The following is a 1656-nucleotide window of genomic DNA, read 5'->3' as shown; positions in this document are numbered from 1 at the left end:
TAATTTTAATTAATTTTCAATAATTTATTTTTAGAATTATTTTATTATTTATTCGCAATTACAAGTTTTAAGGAGACAAGATATTGAATTTTTCAGATAAGATTTATAATGCAAAACCTGGATATACTTATGATGATTTTTTACTTGTGCCTAATGCGTCCTGGATTGAAGCAAAGGATGTAGATACTAAAATTCAATTAACAAAGGACATTAAATTAAACATTCCTATAATGAGTGCTGCAATGGACACCGTTACTGAAGCAGATTTGGCCATTGCTCTTGCACAGGAAGGTGGAGTCGGTGTTATTCACCGTAATATCACCAAGGAAGCACAAGTTGAAGAGCTTAAAAAGGTTAAAAGTGCAGAAGACATTACCGTACGTGATGTAGTTACCATCAGTCCGGAATCCTCAATTGAAACCGTTCAGGACATTATGGAAAATGAATCAGTCAGCGGTCTTCCTGTTATGGAAAATGAGAAGATTGTTGGAATCATCAGTAAAAGGGATGTAAGGCCATTTCTTAAAAACGATTCCAAAAGATTGGTCAAGGACATAATGACCTCTGATGTTGTTACCATCAAGGAAAACATCACTCAAGAGGAAGCCTTGGATATCGCATATGAAAACAAGGTTGAAAGACTACCTGTCGTTAATGATGAAGGTGCATTGGTAGGTATTCTTACTATCAAGGATATTTTAAACCAAGACCAACATCCTAATGCTGCATTGGATAAGGATGGCAAGTATTTGGTTGCTGCTGCATGCGGTCCATTTGATCTTGACAGAGCTATGGCATTGGATCAGGCTGGTGCAGACATCATTTCAATTGACTGTGCTCATGCACACAACATGAATGTTGTCAAGTTTGCAGAAACCATAAAGGACAATATTGATGCAGACTTATGTATGGGTAATATTGCAACTCGTGAAGCTGCTGAAGACTTGATAGCACATGGTGCAGACGGTCTTAAGGTAGGTATTGGTCCTGGTTCCATTTGTACCACCCGTATTGTAGCGGGTATTGGTGTACCGCAACTTACAGCCATTGCAGATGTTGCTGATGTTGCAAGTGAAGCTGGAATTCCAGTTATTGCAGACGGAGGTCTCAGATACTCTGGAGACATTGCAAAAGCTATCGGTGCAGGTGCAGATGTTGTAATGTTAGGTAACTTGCTTGCCGGAACCTTGGAGGCTCCTGGTGAAGTTGTTACCATGAATGGTAGAAAATTCAAGCAATACCGTGGAATGGGTTCAATGGGTGCAATGACCGGTGGATCTGGTGGTGGAGCAGACAGATACTTCCAGGAATTGGAAAAAGGCTCTCAAATGAAGCATTCCAAATTAGTGCCTGAAGGTGTGGAAGGTGTAGTTCCATATAAAGGAACTGTAGCTGAAGTTGTCTTCCAATTGGTCGGAGGACTAAAGTCTTCCATGGGTTACTGCGGTGCTAAGGACATTGCAACTATGCAAGAGGTTGCCCATTTCGTTAGAATTACTGCCAGCGGTATTAAGGAATCACACCCACATGACTTCCTGATTACTAATGAAAGTCCTAATTATCACACTTTCGATTAAGATAAGAGGTCTAAATTTGATGGTATCTTGAGAAAATACTATTATCTTAATCGAAAGTGTGATAATTAGACCTCTTATC

General features: G+C 39.5%; 1 protein-coding gene. It reads left to right on the top strand.

The annotated features are described in order from the left end of the window. The first annotated feature begins 83 nt into the window (after nucleotides 1-83). Nucleotides 84-1577: an IMP dehydrogenase gene (gene guaB, locus Q0138_RS08735; RefSeq protein WP_297983529.1), complete on the top strand. Its 1494-nt coding sequence runs from the start codon at nucleotides 84-86 to the stop codon at nucleotides 1575-1577. The last annotated feature ends 79 nt before the right edge of the window (nucleotides 1578-1656 follow it).

Source organism: uncultured Methanobrevibacter sp. (assembly GCF_937906425.1).
GTDB lineage: Archaea > Methanobacteriota > Methanobacteria > Methanobacteriales > Methanobacteriaceae > Methanobrevibacter.
The sequence above is the reverse complement of the archived record's forward strand: the minus strand, read 5'-3'. Positions and strand labels throughout refer to the sequence as shown.